Genomic DNA, 21,178 nt, shown 5'->3' on the forward strand with positions numbered 1-21,178 from the left:
TGTACGCGAGCGGGAACCCGTGGGTACGCGATGATGGCCGAAGGCGGAGGGATCGGGTGGTGTCCGAGGTTTTGACGCCACGCGACGGTGAGACCGTCATCGTTACGTTTGCAAAAACGGATTTGTGTGCAATCCTGGAAAACAGTAGGCCCCTGGGCCAGCTCAACCACCTACCCAAACCACCTGTTGGAGGTCTTTGAAATGTCGCGTCTTTCGTTGTCGCGTGTATTTGTTCTTCCCCGGACAAGGGGCTTGTGGACCTGAACGGCTGGACCCTCGACCAGTGGGACCGTTACGGATTCACCGGCTGGGACGACGGCTGCGCGTCGTACTTCCTGACCCTGCACCCGAGAAACCGGGACATGCCGGCCTGGTCGTTCGGCGATCGGGCGGCGGAGTTCGGCTCGCCCTGGGTCCTGCAACAGGTCCTGCGGGTGCTGTTCAACGTCGACCAGGCGGGCGTGGACGCGGGCTGGTTCGCGTTCAGGCCGGGCATGGCCGAGCGCCTGGCGCAGGATCGGGACACCTACTTCGACCGGCATCCGGTAGCGCAGAACGCCCGGGAGGCGGCGGACGACCTGATCCGCTCGTTCCACGAGGAGGACGCGTCGTTCCAGCCGTACGCGGCACCGCATCCGCTGGACGAGGCGTGGCTGCTGGCCCACGCCCTGGTGGAACCGGCACCGCGTGAGGCGGTCCCGGCATGACAGCGCGTCGGGAGGAGGGCGCACCAAGAACAAAGCGGGCCGTGGCCCGCTTTGTCGTTACTGGTGCTCGGCGTTCCAGCGCTGGATCAGCGCGGACGTGACCTCGATCATCGAACAATCGAGCTTCACGCATTGCAGCTTGAAGCGCTTGTACACCTTTTCCGGCAGGTCCGCCACGAACCGCACGCCCACCTTGGCGTTGTTCGGCTTGGGCTGACGGCCCGGCCAGTCGTCGCGCGGCGTCTTGAAATCGGGCAGCTCGACCACCTCCAGCTCGAACGCGCCCGACAGCCACCGCTCGACCTCCCGGGTGAACGTCTCGGTCATTTGCAGGCCGTTCTGCGCGGTCAGGTGCGCGAACGTGTCCTTGTCCTTCTTCCAGAGGTAGCCGTGGACGCGCTTCACGGGGATGGGCTGACCCCGCGGTGCACGGGTCCGCTTGACAGCCCCCTCGTCGGCCAGGTCCATCGCTTCCGTTGTCGTCGCCATCTCTTGAAATCCCGTTGGTGCTGAAAGCCCGAGCTTCTCAAGATTCGCGGGACGACGCAAGCACTTCTTACGTGCCGTGGCACCCCTTGGGCACGCGCAAGCATCGGCAACAGCAGGGCGGGACCAGCCGAGCCCCTGGTGGGTTCCCGGTGGCCTGGATCCGTGCCACAGCACGGGCAGACCCTACCCCGAACGGCTGACCCCCGAACGGCTCAACGTCCCGCGGCGTTGCTCGCCGCGCCGTGCCGGTCTCCCCCGTGGGCGCGTGGTCCACACCTTTCCGCGGTTGCTGCCCGGTCCGCCTTGAACCGACGTCTAGCCCAACACCGTGCCCCTGGTGGGGCAAGGCACCGCTGCGCTCGTCGTCCTCTCCCGGTCCTTCCCTCCTGGTGGTCGGTCAGGCGTGCGGCATCCGGCGACGGCCTGGCCCCGGGTCCCGGCAGGGCTTGTTCGACGTCAGGCGGCTCCAGACAGCAGAAACCCACGGAAAGGACGAACAGCCATGACCACGACGAACCCACAGACCGGCACGAACAGCGCAAACCGCGACGGTTCCTTCGCCTCCCAGGCTCACCAAACAGCAGGTGTCACGGCAACGGCGCAACCGTTCAAGAACGAGTGCTACGCCACCGAGGTGATCGACGGCACCCCCGAGCGTTTCGACGCCATCGAGATTCAGGGCGTCCGCGAGGAGATCGACCTGATCGACCCGGCGAAGAGCTGCTGCGAGGTGGACAACCAGAACCCGCAGTTTTTCTCCGTCTACCTGCACGAGGTGGAGGGCGGCGTGGCGTGCGTGGCGGACCTTGCGACCCACGAGCTGGCCGTGGCCTACGCCGAGCAACTGGCCGGCCGCTACGACTGGGCGATCTACGACTACCACCTGACCCACTGACCACATTCGAGGACCACGACCATGACGACCACCACCATCTCCGCCATCTCCCCGACCCGTGGCTGGGTTTTCGACGGCGAGGTGCGCGAGCTGACGATCGACGGCCACACCTACCGTTTCCGGGTCAACGTCGAGAACGACGACGACAAGGGCGCCCCGTGGGACGAGGAGGACGGCCACGGCCCGGTGAGCGACTGGACCACGCGCGACAAGCGCCCGGGCGAGTGGGTCCTTTCGAGCGACCACGGCAGCAAGCGGTTCTACGACGTGGCCGAGGCCAACCGGATCGCGAAGCGTGAGGGCTGGGGCTTGTCCGAGGCGCAGCGTCAGGCGTTGATCGCCCGGCTGGCGAAGGACCGCGTGGTGCGCCGCCCCGTTGGCAAGGCGACCGTGTCCCACCGTTTCGGCGGCCTGATGCAGGAGCACCGCCGCGCGACGGAGACCGTGACGGTCCCCGGGCGTGACCCGAGCAAACCCCTCACCGAGGGCGAGGTGCGCGCCGAGGCGGTGCGTCTGGACTTCGAGCACCTGCGCCGCTGGGCCGCAGACCAGTGGAACTGGGTGGGCGTGGTCGTGACGCTGCTGGGCGACGACGAGGACCTGGACGGCCTCGTTGCGAACGACTACGGGCACGCGTTGTGGGGCATCGAAAGCGACGGCGACGCGTACCTCGAGGGCGTGGCCATCGAGCTGATGACCGAGGCCGCCACCGAGGCGCACCGCGAAACCCTGGAAGCGGCGCACTGGGCATCGCGCGACGTGCAGACCCACTGATTCACCCGGATCCGTGCCACGGCACGGGTCCACCCATCCAACATCGGAGAACACGATGGCACGCAAGAACGCACGCACCACCCGCACGCAGGCCATGCTGGACGACTTCCGCGGCTCCGCCAACGAGGCGCAAATGCTGGCGGGCGTCCTGACGATGGCCCACAAATGGCCGGACGCGGACCGCATCCGGTTTTACCGGACGGTCGACACCACCATGGTCGCCAACCGGTTGATCGAACTCAACCGGCACGCGATCGGCGATGGCACCGCGCCGGCCGCCACCGCCTGACCCCCACGGTCCCCGCGACGGCGGGGCACCGCACCACCACCACGAGGACGACCCCATGGCACGCAAGAGCGCACGCACCGCCCGGACCCAGGCCCTGATCGACGGGTTCCGGGGCAACGACAACGAGTTTTCGATGCTCAAGGGCGTGCTTTGCATGGCCCACGGCTGGAGCTACCCCGACACCCAGCGGCTGGGCACGCTGATCGACAGCGCGCTGATCGCGCAGCGGATGGACGAGATCAACAACGAGGCCCGGGCCCGCATGCTCGCCGAGCTGGACGCGATGAAGCAGGGCGGGCAGAAGGCCTGACGACGGGCGCCCCGCGGTGCGGGGCTGCTGAACGGCGCGGGCAGGCGATTCGGCCACGGATCGCTATCGACGCCACTCCGGTGCTGCATACGCTCAACCGCCGGAGCCCGCGGAACCCAGGGGCGGCCGGGACGGCCTGGTGAGGCGGAACAGCGGCGCTCGAACCGTCCAGCGCGGAGGGCCGCTCCGAGCGGTGGGGCGAAGCATCCAGCAGGTGCTTCACCAACGTCAACGACCAACCGCTGGGCCATGCAGCGCCCAGCAGCGCCGTGCCAGGGCACGTCGGCGGTGGTGTCAAACGTGGCGCGGTGATCCCTGGGCTCAGGGGTGTTGAAAACGTTCGTTGCTCCCCGGTCCGCCTTTCTCCGACGCATAGGCCAGCCTGTCCACCTGGTAGGGCAAGGGTGCTGCGCAGCGTTGCCACGTCCTCTCCCGTTCCCCTTTCTCCCTCCGGTCGTGCGGCGCGTGCGGCATCCGGTCGTGCCCTGGCCCTGGTGGCCTGTCCGTCCTGGTTATGCGTCAAGGCGGCTCCGAAGAGCAAACGAACTCAACCCACCCTGAGAAGGAGAAACACCATGGCTCACCTTACCGACACCACCGCTACCAACGCACAAGCCACCCCGCGCCGTTCCTCGCGCCCCAAGGCTTCCAAAGAGCAAGTTTCCAACGTCAACACCCAGGAGCAGACCATGACGACCAGCACCGCAGCAGCACCGGCAGCAGACACGACCTTCGCCGACGTGGCAGACGCCACCGCAGGCACGACCGGCACCCCGGGTACGAGCGCTCCCGAAGCGCAACCGGCTGCAGCACCGGCAGCACCGAAGGCGAGCACCACCGACGGCTACGTCAAGGTCCGCGTGTTCGTCCTGGCGACGACGCAGGACGGCACCCCCGAGTTCTTCACGGCGATGGTCGGCACGACCGCCGACGAGATCGCGGCGAAGAAGCACCACGGCAAGGCCGCCCGCAAGGCCGCGAACGAGGGCTACAAGTGGCCCATGACCGTGTTCGACGAGAACAGCACCGCTGCGCGTCAACTGGAGGTGATGGCCGGCCGCCAACGCGATGCGATGAATCGCGCGTAAGGCTTCCCGGCGGGGTGGCGACACCCCGCTGGACCGATCCACCCCGACGAGGACCCCGCGATGAACAAGCCGACCTACCGCGCCGCACGGCGTCTCCTCCGGGACAACGGGCGGTACGCGCTGCGCTGGCTCCCGGCCGACGTGGCGGCGGTGATGGACCGCCTGATGTTCACGAAGACCCGCGATCCGCTGGCGGACCGGGCGTTCGTGCAGGACTACGACCGCCGGCTGGCGGGCTGAACGACACCGGGACCCGCACGCTACGGTTTGACGGGTCCCACCGAACGGAGAAGAACGATGGACCACCTGACGACGAAATACGCCCCCGCCGAGCGCGTGGCGGCGGTGGTGCGCAGCACGGGGTGCACCGACCAGCAGGCGATTGACGAGCTGATCGCCGAGGAGGGCAGCACGGCGGACGCGGTGCTGAATCTCAACAGCATGACCACCGACGAGGCGACCAAGCCCATGAAGACGTTCGACATCACCATGACCGTCAAGGTGACGGACCCAAAAGCCCTGCTCGAGGCCGCCATCGCCAGCGCGATGCGCCCGGGCCCGACGGGGCAGATGTTCTACGCGAGCCCGGAGGCGGCGCGCGAAGAACTGACCGAGGAGGACGGCACGCCGAACTTCGAGGCGTGCATCCAGGAGCTACTGGACCCGGGCGTGTCGCCGGCGGGGCTGAACATCGAGGAGTGCACCGTCGAGGCGTGGGACGTGCCGCAGGATCAGCCGGACGGCGAGACCGAAACGACGGGCGCGGCGGCGCGCACGGGCGACGATCCCCGGCTGATGCCCCGGGCCGACTGGCAGACCCAGTCGCGCGGCAGCAACGACGCGGAATACGAGATCTACAGGACGAACGCCGAGTCGCTGGGCTGGCGGGTGAAGTCCTACGACGAGTGGCTCAACAGCTAACCCCAGGCCGTGCCCAGGCACGGCCCGTCCCCGCACGCTACGGTTTGACGGGGACGACCACCACCAGGAGAAACCGATGACGACCAACAGCGCCAAACGCCTGCCGGACGGCACGTACGCGATCCAGATGTACGTGCTCGCGACGAACGCCGAGGGCAAGATGCAGTTCCACCTGACGTGCCTGCGGGGCGTCCCGGAGGAGGACCTGATCGCCGAGAAGCACCACCTGCGGGCGGTGCAGAGCGCGCACGAGGCGGGCCTGACGGGCACGTTCATGGTGTTCGACCAGAACGAGCCGGCCGCGGCACAGCTTGCGGTGCTGGCGCGGCACCAGCAGATGGCCGGTGGCCCCTTGCTGGACCCCAGCCTCTACGTGGACGCGGTCTGGTCCACCTGATCGGAAGCATCCGGCGGCCGGGCGACCGGCCGCTACCAGGTCCCGGTGCGGGTGGGCCCTGGCAGCGGGGGAGCGGAACGCGGGGCGTCCCGCCAACGTCAACACCGCCCGGGGAACCGGGCACGGAACGGCAGGCCTTCGGCCTCGATCGCGGGCACGACGTCATCCCTTGGGCGAGGGCGCGTGAGCGAGCTGCAGGGGCCTCCGGCCCCGGGTGTTTCCCTCGGGTCCGGCACCACCCTCGGACGGGTCCTCGTTCGGCTCGCCCAGCATGACGGCATGCCCGTCCAGACGTCAGCGCTCGCGCGTCGCAAGGCGTTGCGCCGTGCCTGGGCACGGCTTGGCACCACCACCCCGACCAGCTTTCCACCGTGACCACGCACGGGCGCACGACCACGGCGTTACGGCATCGCGACGCGTTCCCACGCTGGGTGCGGGTCCATTCCCCTGTTGCGCGACCGCTCCCTTTTCGCCTCCCGACCGACGTGTAGCCCAGCCCGTTCCCCTGTCGGGGCAAGGCACCGCTGGCGCTCGTCGTCCTCTCCCGTTCCCTTCGGGCATGCGGCATCCGGCGACGGCCTGGCCCCGGGTCCCGGGCTGGGCTTTTTCCACGTCACGGCGAAAACGGGAAGCAGAACCCACTCAACAGGAGAGCAGACATGACCCGCACCCAGCAACGCATCGCGACCACGAACGTCCTGGCCCAGGACGTTCCCTTTTCGATCCCGGCTCAACAAAAAGCAGATGTGGTGAAGCTCGACCGCGACACCTGCCTGCGCTACGACCTGACGGGCGGTCCGGTGTACGTGACGCGCGAGGCTGCAGAAAGCCCCTACATCGAGCAGGCGCTGGAATGGTTCACGTCATGCCCCGACAGCATCGAGACGGGCATGACGGTGGTCATCGCCCCGGGCCTCGAATGCCTGTTTGGCTTCGATCCGCACGCCTCGAATCGAGACGCCTTTTTCCTCTACATCTGGAAGAACTGACTACCTGCCGGGCGCTGCGGCGTCCGGTCCATCCTGACCCCTGACGGACCCACGACCATGACCATCCAGTTCCTCCCCCGCATCACCGTCGAGCTGAACGCCGACGCATGGGACCTCTACGACAACCCGGGGCGCGACGAGGCGGCGCGCACGCTAAACACGGCGGCCGGTGAAGCATTGACCCAGGCCTGGGCCCTGATGGCGGGCCTGCACCCGGTGTCGATCATCGACGCGCACCGCTACGCGTTGGAGCAATGGGAGCAGGTGGCCGACCGCCTGGACGGCGTGGGCGCGTCCGACACGGAACCCCGTGCGGTGATGGCGACGCTGGCGCGGGACTACCTGCTCGAAAGCCCGGCCAAGGCGCTGGACCGGCAACGCCGGGCGGCGGGCTGATCGCCGGCCCCCAACCATCCACCCGGGGCGTGCTCCCCGGGATTCATTCGAGAACCACGACCATGACCACCAAAACGACCCGCATCCCCAAGACCCGGACCCTTTACTCGGTCCGCTACTACCGCACCGGCCAGGCCATCGGCACCACCGTCGGGCACAAATGCCGGCTGGTCCCGCTTCGGATCGCGCGACGCATCGCCCGACGGCTGCGGCGCTGCGGGCTGGAGGTGCAACTGGCGCAGATGGTCGTGCGCGTGACGCCCGAGCAGGTGGGCTACCTGGAGCGGCGGTACGGGTAGGCGTGGATCAGGGGCGGCGGAGCCGTGCCTGGGCACGGCTTGACGAGGACCTGCGCCCATGAGAGCCTGGTCGTACAGCAGTGGACCGGGGACTCTCCTCCCTCCGATCCGCTGCTCGAAGGGCCAGCGAAGCGCTGGCCCTTCCCATGGGCGCTACGCGGTACGTCCCGGCAGGCCCATCCGCCCGAGGAGCTTGTTGGTCAGCTCCTCGATCGCGGCGCGCTCGTCCGTCACCTTCGGGGTCTTGTGCAACTCGACCCACCAGGCGTTGATCTGGTCCTCGGGCACGTCGAACCGGCGCAGCCATCCTTCGGTGGCCACCACGGTGCTCAGGAGCGGGGCGGTGCTGTCGAGCGTCCCGTCCTGCAACGTGTCGATCGTGTCGGCCACGATCGGGCGCAACGCCTGGTTCAGGATCACGTACGCGGCCGGGGGCAGGACCGGCTTGCCCGGGCCGTCCGAGATCCCGGTCTCCGGTGCGGCACCCGCCTGGATGATCAGGCCGCCATCGCCCAGGGGCTCGCGGATGAACCAATCCGGCGGCAGCGCGAGCGACGACGCACCGCCGACCTCGCGGACCAGCTCCGCGTCGAGCGCGTTCAGCCAGTCCACGGTTTTGATCCTGGTGTAGAGCTTGCGGACGTTCGAGCGCATGGGGTCGCCCACGTCGATCCCGGGCCCGAAGCGGCGCGCGTAGAAATACTCGCTGGCTTCGTTGGGGCGGCGGCCCATCGGGGGCACGTTGACCGCAAACCCGGCGTGACCGTGCACGGTGGGCAGGGCCTGGGCGAACGCGTTGAACATCGCCTGGAATCGGGCGGGGCGGTGCACGAGGAACGCGCGGGGCACCGTGAAGGAGACCCCGTCCAGACCGCGCTTGCGCTCGGCCTTCCAATCGCTCAGCGCGAACACGGTGAAATCGTAGAACCCGGTGGCGAGCTTGTGGTCGGCGCTGGTCATGGCCACGGCCAGGGTCTCGTTCGGAGGCACCGACTTGGCCAGGCGCTCGAATCCCGACGGGTCGTAGGCGGTCGGGTCCTCACCCTCCGCGTAGAGCCAGCGCAGGGGGCCGGTCTTCGACGGTTCCTGGCCGGCGGCCACTTCGCTGGCGTGGTGGTACTCCTCGATCATGGCGCTGTACTGCTCGAAGCAGTTCACCAGGGCCTTGCGGACCTCGGGGCTGGAACCGTTGCGGAAATACAGGACGCCCCGGACCACCAGCGCGGCGCCGGTGATCCCCTTGCGGTGCGGGGGCTCGTAGAGCCCGTAGGGCATGGTGTCCGCGCGGCGCGGATCCTTGGCCCAGGCTTCGATTTGATCGTTCGTCATGGCGTCAACTTACCAGAGGGGAGCGGGGAACGGGGCAGGGCCTGGCGCGACCGGCGGAAGCGGTGGGCCTCCGGGCGCGTTGCTGCCACCACCGTACAGCTCGTCGAGGTCGGACTGCGGGGCGCGTTGCTTCGACGAGGACGTTTGCTTTTCCCCGTCGTCGTCGCCGCACCCGCACTCGGTGGCGCCGAGGTGGGCGAACTTCGAATGGCCGCCCGCGATTTCAACGTAGTCCGCCTCCTGGTCCGGCCCGTACCGGTCCCCGGGGAACTTCATTTCGACGACCGTCTTGATGTTCGATTGTACGGGCGGCTGGGTCGGGTCGTTGACGATCACCACGTCCGGCCGGCGCACGTCCCCGGACTGGTAGGCCTTGCCCTTGCTGGGCCACACGTCCCGGATCCACTGGCGCACGCTCGGGTGCGGCTCGAGCGGGGCGCTGTCGTCCATGATCGGGGACGGCGGGTCCGTGGTCATGTCGTACGGCTGCTCCGGGCGGTATTCCGTCGGGGCGCCCGTCTCCATCTTGGACACCTCGTTCGCCAGGCCCAGGCGCTGCTCGACGCACCGCTGGCGCTGGACCCGTCCCGACTTGGTGGCGACGCCGATCTGCCGGCACTTGCAGAACGTGCGGCAGAGGACCTCGCGGTCCTTCGGGGAGAGGCGGGACGCGCTGGCCCCGACCTGCGTGGTCTGGCCTTCCGGGCTCATTCCCCGGGCGCCGACCCCGGGGCGTACCCGGTCATGCCTCGGTCCCCGGCTGGTGGAACGACAGGGACGAGGCCTGGTGCCCTTCGAGCCAGTCGGTGAACCCGTTGGCGTCGGTCGTACCCTGAACCACCCGACCGTCGGAGGCGGTGACGGTGTAGGGATGGCCGGCGAGCGGCTGGCGGGTGGCGTCGTCGATCACCTGGAAGCGTCCGCGCTGGGTGGCGTCCTGGCTGGCCTGCGACAGTACGCTCTTGCCCCCGCCGATGGACCCGCCCGGACCGCTGGTCGGGTCCGCCGTGGCGGTGCTCTGGCTGGCGATGAGCGACGCCCCGCAGGCGGTGGTGTCGCCTTCGGAGGCGACGGGGCGACCGTCGAACGTCATGCCCAGGTTTTTCACCCCGACGATGGGGTAGATCCCGCCGCACTTCGGGCACGACACCTTGTCGCCGAGCAGGGCGAGGGGCCGCCCGTCGACCTTGTTGGTGGGCGTGCAGGCGAGAACACGCCCGCCGTGCGAGGTGGTGTCCCCCTCGCGGATGAACGCAAAACCCATGCCGCATACCTCCCTTCCGTTTGGTCGGAGGAATGTAGCACAGCGGGTTTTCCCCGAGCCAGCCTGTCAACGTTGACAGGTGTCGGGGCGGTGTGGGAAGGTCCGGACCGCAGCGCGAACGGGCCCGTGAGGGCTGCTGCAGCGTGATGAAGGCCGGCCTTGCGCCGGCCTTTGTCCGTCAATCGTCGATCGGATCGTTGAACGTGGGGCTGTCGTTCCCGCCACCGCTGCGATTCATCCCGGGCGTCACCTTGTGCCAGCGGAACGCTTCCGAGGGCTTCACGGCGTTGTTCGCCAGGTGTACGGCTTCGTCGTAGGTGGTGGCGGGGTCGAGCCACACCTTCGCCTCCTCCAACGTGAGGACCAGGGGGCGGCGATCGTGGATGTCGCCCAGCAGGCCAGACGCGGCGTCGGTGACGATCACGAACCCGTCGACCACGCCCGGCGTGCTGGGCGGTGGGGCACCTTCGCGCACGCTGGACAGACCGGCGAAATACGTGGGTGGGCCGTCCGCCGTCTGGATGAACCACGGCTGCTTGCGGCCTGGGTCACCGGTCCACTCGTAGTAGCCGTCGCAGGGCACGAGCACGCGGTGGGCCTTCCACATCCATTTCCAGGCGGAACTGGACGCCTTGTCCAAGCGTGCGTTGATCAGCATTTTCTGCTTGCGCTCGACCGCCCAGGCGGGGCGGTAGCCCCAGGTTTGCAGACGTGGGCCGTCGGGGGTGATGACCGGCTGCTGGCTCCCGGGGGACACGTTCCAGCTCGGCCGGAAGATGTCCGCGTGCCCGCGCAGGCGTGGATCGTTCTCGTCCGTCGCGAGGGGCACCACGTAGAAGAGGTCGCCCTGACCTCGGCTGTACCGTCCGCACATCGCACGACCTCCTGGGGGCACCGGTTCAGCCGACAGGGTAACGCGCTCGCGCCGGTGCTGCGCGGGTCGGGCTCAGTCCCGGGCGGGGTCCTTCTCTTTTTTCAGGAGCGCCGCCAGGTGGTGGGCGGATTTCAGGACGATCGCGCGCTGGGCCGGGGCCAGCCCTTTCAGCGAGGCGATGAGGGTGCGGGCTTCGTCGGTGGGGTGCACCGAGGCGGAGGTCAGGATTTCCTCGATCGGGACGTCGAGGACGTCGCAGAACATGACCAGCCGTTCGATGGACATGGCGACCTTCGAGCCTTCGAGGCGCGAGACGCTTTCCTTTTCCAGACCGAGCTTGTCGGCGAGCACCGCTTGGGTCCAGCCGCGGGCGCGACGAACAGCGGCCAGCCGCTGACCGATCCCCTGGACCATTTCCTTGGTGCTCCGCTCGTCAACCGCCTTAGCCAAACCAGAATCTCCCACCACGTCATCGGATGACGTGAAGTGTGGCGTCTGGCCGGGCGTTTGTAGATGACCCAAACTGTAACTGATGACACAGTCTGCATTTTAGGGGCTATTGGGACGAAAAAAAGGTGCAGAAACCCGTACCCTGGCACGGGCGGCCGAATCGGGCGGGGGTGGGGGCGGTGAACCGGCCCTACGGTCGGGTCCGGTTCACGCGGGCGAGGTGGTCAGCCGGTGGGGCGAAGGTGCCCTGGCACAGGTTGCCGGCGGCGTGGTGGAGTCAGTGCAGGTTGTCCGCGGCCCGCCAGATGGTGGCGAGCTGGGCATGACCGTGTGCCTTGGCTTGGGCAGCGGCGGCGAGCGCGTTGTGCAGCGGGGGCAGCACCGCGTTGTAGGCGGCGACGGCGCGCGCCAGGCCCTTGCAGGGTCCCATGTCCGGGATCACGTCACCGACCTTGACGGTGCTCCCGTCCAGGCAGGTGCCACGCCACTGGGCGATGCGAGCGTTGAGGGCATTCTCCGCGGTCGTGGCATCGGTCTGCACGCGGTCGATTGAATCGTCCGCGATCGAGATTTGCGACTTGTCGACGCCCATCTGACCGACGATGACGCCGGCCTGGCCCTGCGCGACACCGTTCCCGGTGGCTTCGAGGCGCTGGGCGCGATCGAGCTTCGCCTGCTCGACGGTCACGGCGTGATCGTAGTAGGCCTGGGCCTTGGGCAGGCGGTCGAGGTGCTGGTGGGCGCTCGCGACGAAGCGGTTGAGGCTGTCCGTCAGGGCGTTCACCTGGCGGTTGAGCTGGTCGACCTGCTGGCCCCGCTGGCGCGCGGCGATGATCGGCTGACCCGCCTGGTTGAGCTGGGCCACCACGGTGTCGAAATCGGAGGGCTGACCCTTGGCGAAGCGCTCGACCCCGGTTTGGGCGCCGTTGGCCACCGTGAGGTCGATCCCGCTTCCGGTCACCGTCCCGCTGAAGTTCTGCCCGATGGGCAGGGGCGTTTCCAGGACGGTGAGGGTGAGGCTGTTCCCATCCACCGAGCCCGACACGTTCGCGCTGCTCGACGTCAGGGTGCCGTCGTTCTTCAGCCCAGCATGGCGGAGCGTGCCGGTGAAACGATGGTCAGGTGTTTCGGTGATTTGGAGGAGGTCGGCCTGGTTGCCGAAGTGGGCGACGTACGACCCGGAAACGGAGCGGTCACCGCACCCGGCGAGGAGCAGGGTGCTCCCCACGATCGCCGTCAGGCACGTGGCCAGGCCCCGGCCTTTGCGTTGTTGGTCCTTCATCCCCGCCCCCGATCTCGAATGGTGCTTCCGTGTTGTGCGCACAGTATAGCGACAGCGTGCGGCGCCAGGACGAGGGCGTGGGCCTGCCTTGATGCGCAGACACCGATGAACCATCAGCGTGTGCGAGGCAGGCCCTGACCACCGGTCAGTGGGTCCGGAAGGTGTTCCAGGTGTCGGTGTCGAGGTGCATGGACGCCATCACCTCGAACAGGTACAGCTCCAGGTCGTTGTCGATCTGCACGAACGCGACCGACATTTCCCGCAGGCGGCCCTGGGCGGTGAGGAAGACCTCGCGGAACTGATCGTCCTTCATCGCCTGGTCACGCTTCATTTCGTGGGGGAAGTCCAGGCTCGCCATCTTGTAGACCAGGCTGGCGGTGTTGTGGGATTCGAAGTTCAGGTGCTGCACCAGGCGTTTGAGCACCCCACGGGAGATCCCGACGTACACCGGGCGGCCGGCGTCGAGGAACACGTAGCACCCGGGGAAATCGGTCGTGCGGTCGAGCTTGCTCAGGAGGTCGCGGCTCGCAGTCTTGAACCCCACGAACGTGGTGGCCGGCATCGGTGACCGGAGGGCTTCGGTCAGCCGTTCCAGATGCGCGGGCAGGACCGTGGCGGCCAGCTCGTCGAAGGTGTGGGTGCAGTTGTCGATCGGCATGCGGGGATCAGCGTGGTGGAAGGGAGACGCCGATCATACCCGGGCGATCACCCGGTCTGGGCGCCCGGTCGGGACACCACCGCCGGGTTCGGGGTAATCCGTGATTACACGATCCGGGGCGTGGTTACAAGGCTCTCGCCACCTAAAGTAATCACGGTGGGTCGGTGATTACGGGCGGCGCGGGGAGGAAAACGGCGTCAGGCCCGACCGCTGGGCGGTTCCCGTTTCTCGCCATCAGCGGCCAGATGGTTGTAACCACGGCGTATTCACGACCAAAATACAGGGGGTGAATACTAGAGAAAATCCTTATAAATCAACGATGATTGATTTTGCACCCTGATAATGCTGCATCATCGGGGTGTGGCCTGCGAAGGCTTCGGGCGACAGCGTGGTCATAGGTCAGGCATCAGGTTGTTGCTTTGGTTGCCCGAGTTTACCAGTCGCTTCCATGTGTACGCGCGAAGTTCGCCGTTTGGCCAGATGCGGGTGACGACGATCGGCAGCTATCTGAACGACGTACTCACCCGGCTGACGACCCGCAAAGCGTCCGACATCGCCGAACTGCCCCCGCATCGTCGGGCACCCGGGGCCGCCAAACTGGCAAGACGGGTTCACCGGTGCTTACAATCGAAAGAATGAGCATGCCGATTCTGGAAGAAGCCTTGGCCGCGGCCTATATCGGCGACCTCGATGTCGTCTCGCGGGCGGCGGCGCCTCGATTACCGTGCACCAACAGGAGAACCCGATGATCAAAGTCAGTGTCATGTATCCGTACACCGCAGGCGCGCGATTCGACCATACCTACTACCGCGAGAGGCATATGCCAATGGTGAAGCAGCGGCTCGGCGCTGCATGTCTCTACTACACGGTGGACAAGGGCATCGCCGGCGGCGCTCCGGGCACTGCCCCTGCTTACGTGGCCAAGTGCGACTTCGTCTGCACTTCTGTCGAAGCTTTCCAGGCAGCCCGCGACCCGCACGCGCAGGAGATCATGGCCGACATAGCCAATTACACGGATATACAACCCGTGCTGCAAATCAGTGAGGTGGTCGTGGAGCGTTCGGAAGTCTGACCAAGGTTCGGATATCGCCGAGCACCGCATCCGCGTATGGCGTACCGGTCCGTTATGAAGCCGTTGCCTGGGTTGGCCGAGTTTCCCTGCGGCCCCGACGTAGCGGCGCGAAGTTCGCCTTTCGGCCAACTGCAGAAGATGGCGGCCGGCGGTTGCCGGCCCCATACGGTTATTCGACCCCGCTGTCTGACGGACACGGGACCGTCGACGTCATCGGCCCGCTGCTCCTCGCGGGCCGATCCGGTCCGCTACCTCAGGATGCGCTCGTCGACGTCAGGCTGAGTGCCACCGCCTGCGCGACTTCGATGCCGTCGATGGCCGCCGAATAGATGCCGCCCGCATAGCCCGCACCTTCGCCGGCCGGGTACAGGCCTTCGACGTTCATGCTCTGGTAGTCGTCCTTGCGTCGAACCCGGATCGGTGACGACGTGCGCGTCTCGACGCCGGTGAGCACGGCATCGTGCATCGCGAAGCCGGCGATCTTCTTGTCGATCTGCGGGAGTGCTTCACGGATCGCTTCGATCACGTAGTCGGGGAGCGCGGTGCTGAGATCGGTCGGCCGCACGCCGGGCTTGTACGACGGCTCCACGGAGCCGAGCGACGTCGACGGCCGGCCTGCGATGAAATCCCCGACCAGTTGGCCCGGCGCGCGGTAATCGCCACCGCCGAGTTCGAATGCGCGCTCTTCCCATTTGCGCTGGAACGCGATGCCCGCCAGCGGGCCGCCGGGATAGTCTTCCGGCGTGATGCCGACGACGATGCCCGCATTCGCGTTGCGCTCGGCGCGGGAATACTGGCTCATCCCGTTGGTGACCACGCGGCCCGGTTCGGAGGTCGCTGCGACCACCGTGCCGCCGGGACACATGCAGAAGCTGTAGACGGCCCGCCCGTTGCTGCTGTGGTGAACCACCTTGTAGTCGGCCGCGCCGAGTTGCTTGTGGCCGGCAAACTTGCCGAAGCGGCTGCGATCGATCAGCCCCTGCGGATGTTCGATGCGAAAACCCAGCGAAAACGGCTTGGCTTCGATATACACGCCGCGATCGTGCAGCATCTGGAACGTGTCGCGCGCGCTGTGGCCGACGGCCAGCACCACGTGGTCGCACCGGAGCGTTTCGCCGTTCGAGAGCTTGAGCGAGCGTACCTTGCCCTGGTCGATTTCGATGTCGTCGACGCGCGTTTCGAAGCGCACCTCACCACCCAGCTCGTGGATGGAGGCGCGCATTTTTTCCACCATGCTGACGAGGCGGAACGTGCCGATGTGCGGCCGGCTCAGATACAGGATGTCTTCCGGCGCGCCGGCCTTGACGAATTCGTCCAGCACCTTGCGCCCATAGTGGTGCGGATCCTTGATCTGGCTGTACAGCTTGCCGTCGGAAAATGTCCCGGCGCCGCCTTCGCCGAACTGCACGTTGGATTCGGGGTTGAGCACGCTCTTGCGCCACAGGCCGAAGGTGTCCTTGGTGCGCTCGCGCACGGCCTTGCCGCGTTCGAGGATGATGGGGCGAAATCCCATCTGCGCGAGGATCAGCCCTGCAAACAGGCCGCACGGCCCCATGCCGATGACGACCGGACGCAGGAAAGCGGAATGCTCGGGGCCTTCGCGACAAAGCGATACGCCATGTCGGGCGTCACGCCGCAATGCGGCTTGCCGGCGAGCCGCTTGAGCGCGGCCGCTTCGTCCTTGACTTCGATGTCGACGATGTACGTCAGCTTGATGTCGGAGCGCTTGCGTGCATCGTGCGCGCGGCGGAACACGGTGTAACGGAGGAGTTCGTCTGCCGCCACCCCATGCTCCGCGAGGCGCGCGCGAATCGCGGCTTCGAGCGCGCTTTCGGGATGGTCGAGGGGAAGTTTAACTTCGCTTAGCCGTAACATGGGTACTCGAATGCTGTCGCCACGGCGTCGTGGCGGTGTTGAAACAGGCGGGGCCGGCATGCGGGTGGTGGCGTCGTTCGCCACGCGGGCCTCCCGGATGCAAACCATTCATAGCTGGGTAAAGCCGTACGACGGGCTGCGCACTGACCAGGCCGGGCAACGCGGGCAACTTCAGGACGCAAGCATGAAGCGCCCCTGATGCGGGGAAGAGGTTCCCGCCCGCGAACAGTCGGAAGGCGAAAGCTGCGCCATCGTGACGGTGCCGGCGGGTGGTGTGTGCGAAAGCCGCGCCAGGCGGGCGTCGCCGCCCTTGTCGTCCATGCCGGCCAACATAGCACATCGATATCGATGCCACGTAAAAATACGGCAGTCAGACGAAAAGGGCGGTAGCGACGCGCGCGGCATCGCCTTGCAGACGGCCCGTGCCGCAGGAAGCGGGCACGGGCCGTCGAAGCGCGCCGCGCGGACGCGAGGCTTACTCTGCCGCCGGATGCACGCGGCTGTAGCGGTTCAGGATCGGGATCATCTGCGCGTAGATCTTCGGGTTCGCTGCGACGATCTCATGGCGATGCAGGAAATCGGCATCGCCCGTGTAGTTGCCGACGAGGCCGCCGGCCTCGGTGATCAGCAGGCTGCCAGCCGCCATGTCCCACACGTTGATGCCCTGTTCGAAGAATGCGTCGAGGCGGCCGGCCGCGACGTTCGCGAGATCGAGTGCCGCTGCGCCCGGGCGGCGCAGGCCCGTGCAGGCTTGCGTCATTTCGGTGAACAGGCGCGCGTACGCGTCGAGGCCGTCCTTTTCACGGAACGGGAAGCCCGTGCCGACCAGCGCGTCGGACAGGCGGTCGCGGCGGCCGACGCGGATGCGGCGGTCGTTCAGGTACGCGCCGCGGCCGCGCGTGGCCGTGAACAGGTCGTTCTTGTTCGGATCGTAGACGACGGCCTGCGTGACGACGCCCTTGTGCTCGAGCGCGATCGATACGCAGTAGTACGGGAAGCCGTGGATGAAATTGGTCGTGCCGTCGAGCGGATCGATGATCCACTTGAACTCGGATTCGTTTTCGGATTCGCCCGATTCTTCCGCGAGGATCGCGTGATCGGGGTAGGCGGTCTTCAGCGTCTCGATGATCGCGTCTTCGGCGGCCTTGTCCACTTCGGTGACGAAGTCGTTCTGCTGCTTCTTGCGAATCTCGATCAGGTCGAGATCGAGGGACGCGCGGTTGATGATCTGCCCGGCGCGGCGCGCAGCCTTGACAGCAATGTTGAGCATGGGATGCATGAGCCTGGATCCTGTAGCTGGCGGCACGAGCCGCCACGAAGTGGAACAACCGCCCGGAACGGCGCAAGCGTGCCGGGCGAGATGAGACGCGAATTGACAAAGAACGGGGTACGACCCGCGCCGCACGGAGTGCGGCGCGTAAAGGCATGATTTTACCCGATTTTTGGCGGTTTCAGGCGGCCGGAATGCGGGGAAACCCCCACTGTCCGTCCGGACGAGTGGGTTTGCGCGGGCGATGGCGATACCATACTGCCATTCTGATGAACCGAGTCGTAACGTAGTGGAAACCCCGCAGAACACCGCCGCGCCCTCCGAGCCGGGTGCGGCCTCGTCCCCGCCGCCGTCCGGCGGCTTCACGTCCACCCGCTTCGTGCTCGTCGAGCCGAGCCATCCCGGCAATGTCGGGGCGGCCGCCCGCGCGCTGAAGACGATGGGATTCTCGCGTCTCGTGCTGGTCGCGCCGCGCGTGCCGCACGTGCAGAGCGACCCCGAGGCGATCGCGATGGCCAGCGGCGCCGACGACGTCCTCGCGTCCGCGCACGTCGTGCCGACGCTCGGCGACGCGCTGTCCGGCGTCCACTGGTCGATCGCGCTGACCGCCCGCACGCGCGAATACGGCCCGCCGCGTCTCGCGCCGCGCGCGGCCGCCGCGCAGGCGTGCGCGCAGGTCGGCACGGGCGACATCGCGCTCGTGTTCGGCAACGAGCGCACGGGCCTCGCGAACGAGCATGTCGAACAGTGCAGTGCGCTCGCGCATATCCCGGCGAACCCGGCCTACAGCTCGCTGAACCTCGCGCAGGCCGTGCAGGTGCTCGCGTACGAGTTGCGCGTCGCGTTTCTCGAGCAGGCGAGCGCACCGTCGCTGCAACCGTCGGCCGAGGTCGGTACGCTTGCGCAGAGCGACGAGATCGAGCGGATGTACGTGCACCTCGAGAATGCGCTGATCGCGCTCGATTTCCTCGACCCGCGCAACCCGAAGAAACTGATGCCGCGACTGCGGCGCCTGTTTGCGCGCACGGGCCTCGAGCGCGAGGAAGTCAACATCCTGCGCGGCGTCGCGAAACACATCCTGCTGAAATCGGGCAAGCCCGACGGTGACGCGTAAGCGGCATGCACTCAGGCGCGGCGTTCGCGCCGCGCTCGCGTTGCATCGGCCGCCACGCGCCCCGGCGCTGGTCGTTCCGCCTGGCCGGATATCCCGGGAACCCCGTTGCAGCAAGCGTTTCGCCCGAATACCCGCGCCGGTGGCGGGGTGAACGCGCGGCCTCGTGCGGCCGTACGCGACTGGCCCTACAATCGCCGGACGTCATAAGCAAATTACCCGGCGCGATAACGGCCGGTCATTGCCGGTGGTGCGCGCCGGCTTTTTCCCCGATCAGATCATGTTCACGAGACTGCGCGAAGACGTTGCAACGATTCGCGAGCGGGATCCCGCCGCTCGCAGTGCCTGGGAAGTGCTGACCTGTTATCCGGGGCTGCATGCGCTCGTGCTGCACCGTTTCGCGCACGCGTGCTGGCGTGCGAAGCGCTACTGGCTCGCGCGTTTCGTGTCGCAGGCCGGGCGGTTCCTCACGGGTATCGAGATCCATCCCGGCGCGACGATCGGCCGGCGCGTGTTCATCGATCACGGCATGGGTGTCGTGATCGGCGAAACGGCGATCATCGGCGACGACTGCACGATCTATCAGGGCGTGACGCTGGGCGGCACGTCGCTCACGCGCGGCGCGAAACGCCACCCGACGCTCGAGGCCGGCGTGATCGTCGGCGCGGGCGCGAAGGTGCTCGGCGGTTTCACGGTCGGTGCGGGCGCGAAGATCGGTTCGAACGCGGTCGTCGTGAAGCCGGTGCCGGCAGGCGGCACCGCGGTCGGCAATCCGGCGCGCATCGTGATGCCGGCGCAGCCGAAGCCGCAACCCGAACGCGCGGCGTTCAGCGCATACGGGATCACGCCGAACGCCGACGATCCGATGTCGCTCGCGATTCACGGCCTGATCGATCATGCGTCGAAGGAAAGTCGCCGCGTCGACGAGATCGTCGCAGCGCTCGAGCGTCTCGGCACGCATCTGGAAACGCTGCAGGGTACCGATGCGGCACGCCTCGACCTGCGCAGGCTGTCGGCGGCGCTGGAAGGGAAGTCGGTCGAACGCCAGGTGTAATGCGATTGGCGCAGGCTGCTGTCGGTCGGTGTGACGGCAGCGGCGGCGTCAGTCGAGCGGCATCGCGTGGATGCCGTCGGCGTCGACGCGCAGGTAGCCGCCGCGCGGCATGCCGTGGTCGAGATCCCAGTCGGGCAGCACCCAGCGCGTGCCCTCCGGTTCGGCGTGACGCGCGGGGCGGTGCGTGTGGCCGTGAATGATCACGCTCGCGCGGCTTTTCCGGAACAGCGCGGCCACGCCTTCGCGCGTGACATCGTAGATCGCCAGCGCGGGGCGCATCCGGCCCGCTTCGCTGTTCGAGCGCATGCGTTGCGCGAGCGCGCGGCGCCAGCGGAACGGCCATGCGAGAAACAGCCATTGCGCGGCGCGGTTGCGGGCGAAGCGGCGGAACACCTGATAGCCGCGGTCGGCCGTGCATTGCGCGTCGCCGTGCGCGAGCACGATGCGCTGGCCGAACGCCATGATCAGCGAAGGGTCGGGCAGCAGCATTGCGCCGGCCGCCTTCATGAAGCGCCTGCCGAGCAGGAAATCGCGGTTGCCGTGCATCACGTAGAGCGCGATCCCGCGTTCCGAGAACGTGTGCATCAGCGCGGCCATGCGTGCCGCGAACGGATCGTCGTCGAGGATGTCGTCGCCGATCCAGTATTCGAACAGGTCGCCGAGGATGAACACCGAGTCGGCGCTGTCGGCGGTGTATTTCACGAAATGCTCGAACGCAGCGACCGTCTTCGGAATCGCTTCGCTCAGGTGCAGATCGGAGAGAAACAGGAACGGGCGTGCGGCTTGCGCGTATTCGCGCTCGCCCGGCACGCCCGCGGAGACGCTTCGCGGCGGACTCTCCTGCAACATCGAAGTGCCTCCGTAACGGCTCGTCAGACTACGACGGCCTTTTCGATCACGACGTCGTCAGCCGGCACGTCCTGGTGGAAACCGGCGTTGCCCGTCTTGACGCCCTTGATCTTGTCGACCACGTCCTGGCCTTCGACGACCTTGCCGAACACCGCGTAGCCCCAGCCCTGCGGCGTCGGCGACGAGTGGTTCAGGAAGTCGTTGTCGTTCACGTTGATGAAGAACTGGGCGGTCGCCGAGTGCGGATCGTTCGTGCGTGCCATCGCGACCGTGTAGTTGTCGTTCTTCAGGCCGTTGTTCGCTTCGTTGTCGATCGGCGCGTCGGTCGGCTTTTGCTTCAGGCCCGGCTCGAAGCCGCCGCCCTGGATCATGAAGCCGTTGATCACGCGATGGAACACGGTGCCGTCGTAGTGGCCCTTCTTCACGTAGTTCAGGAAGTTCTCGACCGTCTTCGGTGCCTTCTCGGCGTCGAGCTCGAGCTTGATCACGCCGTGGTTCGTATGCAGTTCAACCATGATGAATTCCTTCGATGAGGC

General features: G+C 67.3%; 26 protein-coding genes and 1 pseudogene. 15 read left to right on the forward strand and 12 right to left on the reverse strand.

Annotated features, from left to right (window positions below; genetic code table 11):
* Nucleotides 1–254: 254 nt before the first annotated feature.
* Entirely contained in the window at nt 255–707 is a 453-nt protein-coding gene (locus BBJ41_RS01360) for a hypothetical protein (RefSeq protein WP_069744996.1), read from the forward strand.
* A gap of 57 nt (nt 708–764) precedes the next feature.
* On the opposite strand, the gene BBJ41_RS01365 is transcribed toward BBJ41_RS01360, so the two are convergent.
* Complete coding sequence (locus BBJ41_RS01365; protein WP_146121763.1) at nt 765–1,196, reverse strand: hypothetical protein; 432 nt, start codon at nt 1,194–1,196, stop codon at nt 765–767.
* A gap of 502 nt (nt 1,197–1,698) precedes the next feature.
* Here BBJ41_RS01365 and BBJ41_RS01370 point away from each other — a divergent pair.
* From BBJ41_RS01370 to BBJ41_RS01420, 11 genes are all read left to right on the forward strand, one after another.
* A complete protein-coding gene (locus BBJ41_RS01370) occupies nt 1,699–2,091 on the forward strand; it encodes a hypothetical protein (RefSeq protein ID WP_069744998.1) in 393 nt (130 codons plus the stop codon).
* Nucleotides 2,092–2,112: 21 nt separating this feature from the next.
* Complete coding sequence (locus BBJ41_RS01375) at nt 2,113–2,865, forward strand: hypothetical protein (RefSeq protein ID WP_069744999.1); 753 nt, start codon at nt 2,113–2,115, stop codon at nt 2,863–2,865.
* 55 nt (nt 2,866–2,920) lie between these two features.
* Nucleotides 2,921–3,154 carry a hypothetical protein gene (locus BBJ41_RS01380; RefSeq protein ID WP_069745000.1) on the forward strand — a complete coding sequence of 78 codons (234 nt, stop codon included), beginning with the start codon at nt 2,921–2,923 and terminating at the stop codon, nt 3,152–3,154.
* Between the two features lie 55 nt (nt 3,155–3,209).
* On the forward strand, nt 3,210–3,464 hold the full coding sequence (locus tag BBJ41_RS01385) for a hypothetical protein (RefSeq protein ID WP_156814728.1): 255 nt from the start codon (nt 3,210–3,212) through the stop codon (nt 3,462–3,464).
* 575 nt (nt 3,465–4,039) lie between these two features.
* Nucleotides 4,040–4,552, forward strand: coding sequence for a hypothetical protein (locus BBJ41_RS01390; protein ID WP_146121764.1), 513 nt, complete (start codon nt 4,040–4,042; stop codon nt 4,550–4,552).
* A gap of 60 nt (nt 4,553–4,612) precedes the next feature.
* The gene (locus tag BBJ41_RS01395; RefSeq protein WP_069745003.1) at nt 4,613–4,792 is read left to right on the forward strand and encodes a hypothetical protein; all 180 of its coding nucleotides are present in this window, start codon (nt 4,613–4,615) and stop codon (nt 4,790–4,792) included.
* 57 nt (nt 4,793–4,849) lie between these two features.
* The gene (locus BBJ41_RS01400) at nt 4,850–5,473 is read left to right on the forward strand and encodes a hypothetical protein (protein WP_069745004.1); all 624 of its coding nucleotides are present in this window, start codon (nt 4,850–4,852) and stop codon (nt 5,471–5,473) included.
* A gap of 76 nt (nt 5,474–5,549) precedes the next feature.
* Nucleotides 5,550–5,870: a hypothetical protein gene (locus tag BBJ41_RS01405; RefSeq protein WP_043307414.1), complete on the forward strand. Its 321-nt coding sequence runs from the start codon at nt 5,550–5,552 to the stop codon at nt 5,868–5,870.
* Between the two features lie 659 nt (nt 5,871–6,529).
* A complete protein-coding gene (locus BBJ41_RS01410) occupies nt 6,530–6,859 on the forward strand; it encodes a hypothetical protein (protein ID WP_156814729.1) in 330 nt (109 codons plus the stop codon).
* A 57-nt stretch (nt 6,860–6,916) separates the two neighbouring features.
* Nucleotides 6,917–7,255, forward strand: coding sequence for a hypothetical protein (locus BBJ41_RS01415; RefSeq protein ID WP_069745006.1), 339 nt, complete (start codon nt 6,917–6,919; stop codon nt 7,253–7,255).
* A gap of 62 nt (nt 7,256–7,317) precedes the next feature.
* Complete coding sequence (locus BBJ41_RS01420) at nt 7,318–7,554, forward strand: hypothetical protein (protein WP_069745007.1); 237 nt, start codon at nt 7,318–7,320, stop codon at nt 7,552–7,554.
* A 153-nt stretch (nt 7,555–7,707) separates the two neighbouring features.
* Here the strand turns inward: BBJ41_RS01420 and BBJ41_RS01425 are convergent, their stop codons facing one another.
* The 7 genes from BBJ41_RS01425 to BBJ41_RS01455 all read right to left on the reverse strand — a co-directional run bounded on the left by BBJ41_RS01425 (nt 7,708) and on the right by BBJ41_RS01455 (nt 13,411).
* Entirely contained in the window at nt 7,708–8,883 is a 1,176-nt protein-coding gene (locus BBJ41_RS01425) for a DUF3396 domain-containing protein (protein WP_069745008.1), read from the reverse strand.
* 9 nt (nt 8,884–8,892) lie between these two features.
* Nucleotides 8,893–9,594, reverse strand: a complete 702-nt coding sequence (locus tag BBJ41_RS01430) for a VRR-NUC domain-containing protein (RefSeq protein WP_069745009.1) — start codon at nt 9,592–9,594, stop codon at nt 8,893–8,895.
* Nucleotides 9,595–9,625: 31 nt separating this feature from the next.
* The gene (locus tag BBJ41_RS01435) at nt 9,626–10,147 is read right to left on the reverse strand and encodes a PAAR domain-containing protein (protein ID WP_069745010.1); all 522 of its coding nucleotides are present in this window, start codon (nt 10,145–10,147) and stop codon (nt 9,626–9,628) included.
* A 178-nt stretch (nt 10,148–10,325) separates the two neighbouring features.
* Nucleotides 10,326–11,021, reverse strand: coding sequence for an SOS response-associated peptidase (locus tag BBJ41_RS01440; RefSeq protein ID WP_069745011.1), 696 nt, complete (start codon nt 11,019–11,021; stop codon nt 10,326–10,328).
* 72 nt (nt 11,022–11,093) lie between these two features.
* Entirely contained in the window at nt 11,094–11,471 is a 378-nt protein-coding gene (locus tag BBJ41_RS01445) for a helix-turn-helix domain-containing protein (protein ID WP_069745012.1), read from the reverse strand.
* Between the two features lie 277 nt (nt 11,472–11,748).
* Nucleotides 11,749–12,753 carry a hypothetical protein gene (locus tag BBJ41_RS01450; RefSeq protein ID WP_069745013.1) on the reverse strand — a complete coding sequence of 335 codons (1,005 nt, stop codon included), beginning with the start codon at nt 12,751–12,753 and terminating at the stop codon, nt 11,749–11,751.
* Between the two features lie 145 nt (nt 12,754–12,898).
* A complete protein-coding gene (locus BBJ41_RS01455) occupies nt 12,899–13,411 on the reverse strand; it encodes a GIY-YIG nuclease family protein (RefSeq protein WP_069745014.1) in 513 nt (170 codons plus the stop codon).
* Between the two features lie 745 nt (nt 13,412–14,156).
* Between BBJ41_RS01455 and BBJ41_RS01460 the strand changes: the two genes are divergently transcribed.
* Nucleotides 14,157–14,483: an EthD family reductase gene (locus BBJ41_RS01460; protein WP_069745015.1), complete on the forward strand. Its 327-nt coding sequence runs from the start codon at nt 14,157–14,159 to the stop codon at nt 14,481–14,483.
* A 253-nt stretch (nt 14,484–14,736) separates the two neighbouring features.
* Here the strand turns inward: BBJ41_RS01460 and BBJ41_RS01465 are convergent.
* Together BBJ41_RS01465 and BBJ41_RS01470 are read right to left on the reverse strand one after the other, a co-directional pair.
* Nucleotides 14,737–16,358 (reverse strand): annotated as a pseudogene (locus BBJ41_RS01465) (NAD(P)/FAD-dependent oxidoreductase).
* A gap of 475 nt (nt 16,359–16,833) precedes the next feature.
* Nucleotides 16,834–17,637, reverse strand: coding sequence for an inositol monophosphatase family protein (locus tag BBJ41_RS01470; RefSeq protein WP_059608913.1), 804 nt, complete (start codon nt 17,635–17,637; stop codon nt 16,834–16,836).
* Nucleotides 17,638–17,917: 280 nt separating this feature from the next.
* Between BBJ41_RS01470 and BBJ41_RS01475 the strand changes: the two genes are divergently transcribed.
* Both BBJ41_RS01475 and cysE read left to right on the forward strand, forming a co-directional pair.
* A complete protein-coding gene (locus BBJ41_RS01475) occupies nt 17,918–18,742 on the forward strand; it encodes an RNA methyltransferase (RefSeq protein ID WP_069745016.1) in 825 nt (274 codons plus the stop codon).
* Between the two features lie 277 nt (nt 18,743–19,019).
* Nucleotides 19,020–19,793: a serine O-acetyltransferase gene (gene cysE, locus BBJ41_RS01480; protein WP_069747539.1), complete on the forward strand. Its 774-nt coding sequence runs from the start codon at nt 19,020–19,022 to the stop codon at nt 19,791–19,793.
* Between the two features lie 48 nt (nt 19,794–19,841).
* Here cysE and BBJ41_RS01485 read toward each other — a convergent pair whose 3' ends face one another.
* Complete coding sequence (locus BBJ41_RS01485) at nt 19,842–20,642, reverse strand: UDP-2,3-diacylglucosamine diphosphatase (protein WP_069745017.1); 801 nt, start codon at nt 20,640–20,642, stop codon at nt 19,842–19,844.
* Between the two features lie 23 nt (nt 20,643–20,665).
* The gene (locus tag BBJ41_RS01490) at nt 20,666–21,157 is read right to left on the reverse strand and encodes a peptidylprolyl isomerase (protein WP_027784822.1); all 492 of its coding nucleotides are present in this window, start codon (nt 21,155–21,157) and stop codon (nt 20,666–20,668) included.
* Between the last annotated feature and the right edge of the window lie 21 nt (nt 21,158–21,178).

It is taken from the genome of Burkholderia stabilis (genome assembly GCF_001742165.1).
Classification (GTDB): Bacteria; Pseudomonadota; Gammaproteobacteria; order Burkholderiales; family Burkholderiaceae; genus Burkholderia; species Burkholderia stabilis.

Excerpts from the sequence above, each read along its gene's own strand:
- BBJ41_RS01365 (WP_146121763.1), bottom strand. The coding sequence starts at position 1,196 with ATGGCGACGACAACGGAAGCGATGGACCTGGCCGACGAGGGGGCTGTC.
- BBJ41_RS01370 (WP_069744998.1), top strand. The coding sequence starts at position 1,699 with ATGACCACGACGAACCCACAGACCGGCACGAACAGCGCAAACCGCGAC.
- BBJ41_RS01375 (WP_069744999.1), top strand. The coding sequence starts at position 2,113 with ATGACGACCACCACCATCTCCGCCATCTCCCCGACCCGTGGCTGGGTT.
- BBJ41_RS01380 (WP_069745000.1), top strand. The coding sequence starts at position 2,921 with ATGGCACGCAAGAACGCACGCACCACCCGCACGCAGGCCATGCTGGAC.
- BBJ41_RS01385 (WP_156814728.1), top strand. The coding sequence starts at position 3,210 with ATGGCACGCAAGAGCGCACGCACCGCCCGGACCCAGGCCCTGATCGAC.
- BBJ41_RS01390 (WP_146121764.1), top strand. The coding sequence starts at position 4,040 with ATGGCTCACCTTACCGACACCACCGCTACCAACGCACAAGCCACCCCG.
- BBJ41_RS01395 (WP_069745003.1), top strand. The coding sequence starts at position 4,613 with ATGAACAAGCCGACCTACCGCGCCGCACGGCGTCTCCTCCGGGACAAC.
- BBJ41_RS01400 (WP_069745004.1), top strand. The coding sequence starts at position 4,850 with ATGGACCACCTGACGACGAAATACGCCCCCGCCGAGCGCGTGGCGGCG.
- BBJ41_RS01405 (WP_043307414.1), top strand. The coding sequence starts at position 5,550 with ATGACGACCAACAGCGCCAAACGCCTGCCGGACGGCACGTACGCGATC.
- BBJ41_RS01410 (WP_156814729.1), top strand. The coding sequence starts at position 6,530 with ATGACCCGCACCCAGCAACGCATCGCGACCACGAACGTCCTGGCCCAG.
- BBJ41_RS01415 (WP_069745006.1), top strand. The coding sequence starts at position 6,917 with ATGACCATCCAGTTCCTCCCCCGCATCACCGTCGAGCTGAACGCCGAC.
- BBJ41_RS01420 (WP_069745007.1), top strand. The coding sequence starts at position 7,318 with ATGACCACCAAAACGACCCGCATCCCCAAGACCCGGACCCTTTACTCG.
- BBJ41_RS01425 (WP_069745008.1), bottom strand. The coding sequence starts at position 8,883 with ATGACGAACGATCAAATCGAAGCCTGGGCCAAGGATCCGCGCCGCGCG.
- BBJ41_RS01430 (WP_069745009.1), bottom strand. The coding sequence starts at position 9,594 with ATGAGCCCGGAAGGCCAGACCACGCAGGTCGGGGCCAGCGCGTCCCGC.
- BBJ41_RS01435 (WP_069745010.1), bottom strand. The coding sequence starts at position 10,147 with ATGGGTTTTGCGTTCATCCGCGAGGGGGACACCACCTCGCACGGCGGG.
- BBJ41_RS01440 (WP_069745011.1), bottom strand. The coding sequence starts at position 11,021 with ATGTGCGGACGGTACAGCCGAGGTCAGGGCGACCTCTTCTACGTGGTG.
- BBJ41_RS01450 (WP_069745013.1), bottom strand. The coding sequence starts at position 12,753 with ATGAAGGACCAACAACGCAAAGGCCGGGGCCTGGCCACGTGCCTGACG.
- BBJ41_RS01455 (WP_069745014.1), bottom strand. The coding sequence starts at position 13,411 with ATGCCGATCGACAACTGCACCCACACCTTCGACGAGCTGGCCGCCACG.
- BBJ41_RS01460 (WP_069745015.1), top strand. The coding sequence starts at position 14,157 with ATGATCAAAGTCAGTGTCATGTATCCGTACACCGCAGGCGCGCGATTC.
- BBJ41_RS01470 (WP_059608913.1), bottom strand. The coding sequence starts at position 17,637 with ATGCATCCCATGCTCAACATTGCTGTCAAGGCTGCGCGCCGCGCCGGG.
- cysE (WP_069747539.1), top strand. The coding sequence starts at position 19,020 with ATGTTCACGAGACTGCGCGAAGACGTTGCAACGATTCGCGAGCGGGAT.
- BBJ41_RS01485 (WP_069745017.1), bottom strand. The coding sequence starts at position 20,642 with ATGTTGCAGGAGAGTCCGCCGCGAAGCGTCTCCGCGGGCGTGCCGGGC.
- BBJ41_RS01490 (WP_027784822.1), bottom strand. The coding sequence starts at position 21,157 with ATGGTTGAACTGCATACGAACCACGGCGTGATCAAGCTCGAGCTCGAC.